This is a genomic window from Bartonella rattimassiliensis 15908 (assembly GCF_000278215.1).
GTDB lineage: Bacteria > Pseudomonadota > Alphaproteobacteria > Rhizobiales > Rhizobiaceae > Bartonella > Bartonella rattimassiliensis.
The window spans coordinates 192,712-195,802 of record NZ_JH725067.1; the positions used below are offsets into that span (position 1 = coordinate 192,712).

Sequence of the window (3,091 nt, forward strand, 5' to 3'; positions counted from 1 at the left end):
GGTCAACAAAAGTTTCTGTAAGACTTGTTCGTTAATCGTTAATGTGTAACCTCAAAACCGTGGACATGTTCTCTTCTGTTGAAGAGAAATTGAAGTTCTCCCTCAACTTCCGGACATTTTTTATGGTGGGATATGCTTCGTGGAGCCTAAAAATCTGAAAAATAAAATATGAAAAATATTCGGATTCAACAGTTGTTTATCTCGCGAACTTTCAGCAGTGTAGCCGTTTGATTAATATGTTTATCTAAAGGACAAATGATGAGGGTAGACGAAAACTGAGCTATTCAGTATCAGAGGTTAGTTGGTTGATTACAAAAAATACTTTCTGTCCCCTTAAACAATAGCATTGATATGTTCATCCTACCTTGAAAAAAATTTTTTCTCGTAGAAGAATGTTTTTCTGTGAAAGTATGAAGGCCACATATAACCAAAAAAATTTAGGACTTAATAAAAAAAATCTGCTTAAAAAATAAATAAACAAAATAATCGAAAAATGTTCTCTTCTGTTGAAGATAGTGTTTCATGAGAATATAGCATTCAAGACTAAAATAAAGGTTCTTAAATAGCTTACGACATGCGCAAAAATTAAAAAAATTGCAAAAAAGCTGTACAATCTGTACAGCTTTTTATTAGTTTTATACTTGCTGAGCTATAAATTTTTAAATCATGAAAGAATCTTTACGGCTTCTGTAACCATAATAACCAAAAACACTAGAAATTACAGCCCCAATCAAGCTGCCTAAAAAGCTCCACCAGCTTATGTTAGAGGCTGTTTTGGTGGCTTTAGTGGCTGTGTTCTTTGCTCCCTTTATGGTATCTTCAAGATTATCAGAGAGTGTTTCGGTTTGTTCTTCAAGCGCTTTTATCGCTTTTTCGGTTTTTTCCGCTGCACTTTGATAGAGATGAACGGCACGGTTGGTTGCTGTTTGTGCATCTGCACGTGTCATACCATCGTTCATAAGCGTCTTGATGATATCGCTTTGATTAAATTTTGTGGTTAGAGCTTCTATGCGATGAGAAAGGTGATCTCTTAAATTACTCAAAGTAGTGCGATAATGAGAAGGGTCATTTTTAAAAGCTGTTATCGCAGAACTAATATCGTTGAGTGCAGCCTGATAGGTTTGTTTCAAGCGATCAGAACTGAGGGCAGGAATATCGCTTTTTTTGAAAAGAGTACGCAATTCACTACCAAGTTGGTCAAAGTTGATGCCACTATTGCTGTGCTTTGTCAAAAACTTTTCAAAGTTTTCGCTGTTTAATTTTGCCAATAGGGGAGAAATATTTGTTTTGAAATTGTCTACCGTTCGTTGGATCATAGAACTGTTGTCTAGAGCAGCTTTAGTACCTATTTTTGCTGTACTAGAAACTACGTGGATGGCTTGAAATGTCATAAGAAGTGTTAGTAAAGCCCAAGTTAAAAAACCATGAAGAGCGCCAGAGATTTCAGAAAAACGCCCAGATACATAGCTTCCCAAAGCAAGACTTAAGAGCATAACAATAAGTGAACCAAGGCCAAAAGAAAAAAACAAGCCACTAAAAGGCGTGGTTGAAGTGAAATCTATTTGACTTAAACCTAACGCTGCAATGAAAAAAGAGAGGCAGATGGAGGTGGCAAGAGTAGTCACCAGGCCAGCAAAAATTGCAGACCATGAAATAGGGGTATGAAAAAATGGATATTTTGTTTCTAAAGATGTTTTGCCTAAAAAATGTGTATCAAATTGTGTGTCTTCAGGAATGCGCGTTTCCATGTTTTATCTCCTTGAATATATGGAGATAAAATGCCTGGTGATCAATTATGTTCCAAAAGCAATAATGCGAACAATAAAAATACAGAAGTAAAAGATTAAGTAAAATCAAGATTATCATGGTGAAGCATCTTCCTTTGAAAATTTCGTTTAAAGCATGTGCAGAGGGTTTTTTGTTTATCGTAAAAAAGAAGTAAAAGATTAAGTTTGTTATGAGAGTTAAAATGTTGAGACATAATTCAAAAGATTGAACTTATGCTTAAAGAAAGATGTGGTTATCCATATAATGTATCTTATCATCAGGTTTCTCATATGAAAGAATAACTTTAAAAAATTGAATGCTGCCTTATAAAGTGAGTGGTATATCTGCTTTTTTCATAAGAAATTGTTTTTATCGGAGAAATATTTAAAAAACGAGCTTCCGAAATTAGGTGCATTTGAAGATAAAAAATAAATATTAAATTTAGAATGTTATAAAAGATCATGGATTACATTAAATAAAAAGCTTATTGAATTGTTATGACAACATATATTGTTAATATATTAGACAATACTTTTTTGATATTTATCTTAGATTAAAGAGTTTTATGAAATGGGTAAACTATATTTGTTTGTGAGCTAGTTTGCAGAAATGACATTATATTTTATGGTATCGTCAATAGATCAAGATTTTTTATACAATTATTTTGCGTTAAGAAGATCTTTAAGTTATTTTTGTGGTATAGGTGGGCTTTCTACAGTTGTAATTTGGGAGTGAAGTTGTAAATAGCCCATTTTTCTTCGTTGAGTTTTTTAGATCCATTTTGTATAATATTGTGTAAAATTGGTATTGTTGTTGCGGAGAGGGTGTGCGATGTTGGTACCTTTTACCTATGATATCTGTAAAAGGGCCAATATATATTACGTAAGATGTGTGTACAGGAAAAGCTTATTTATAAAATAGTTTTTTCCTGTGAAGCATGTGAAACAACATTCTGTTTAATAATTATTATTTATATTTGTAATAATAAAATATATTTTATTTAATTAAAATACTATTTAAGTTCTAACTAAAAAGTATTTTTTCTTTATGAGTTATAAATATAATTTGTTATTTATTATACTTATTGGATGCTTATCGATGGGGGATTGATCTCTATCGATATTTTTTACCAGCTTTTTTGTTGGCCTTGGCACTTGGACAGCTTATTTGGACTACAATGCATTGATTTATAATGATAATTCACTGTTTTGTATGTTGAATGAGAGTCCCGAATAACGTAAGATTCTCTCATTTCAAACCGGTTTATCTTTAATCAATCAAAACCACTCATTTGCACATAACAAACGGGATGAATGTGTGGATC

1 protein-coding gene is annotated in these 3,091 nt (G+C 32.3%); it reads right to left on the reverse strand.

Annotated elements, in window-relative coordinates; genetic code table 11:
* Window positions 1–659: 659 nt before the first annotated feature.
* Window positions 660–1,748 carry a TIGR04086 family membrane protein gene (locus MCY_RS06560; RefSeq protein ID WP_007347580.1) on the reverse strand — a complete coding sequence of 363 codons (1,089 nt, stop codon included), beginning with the start codon at window positions 1,746–1,748 and terminating at the stop codon, window positions 660–662.
* Window positions 1,749–3,091: the final 1,343 nt, after the last annotated feature.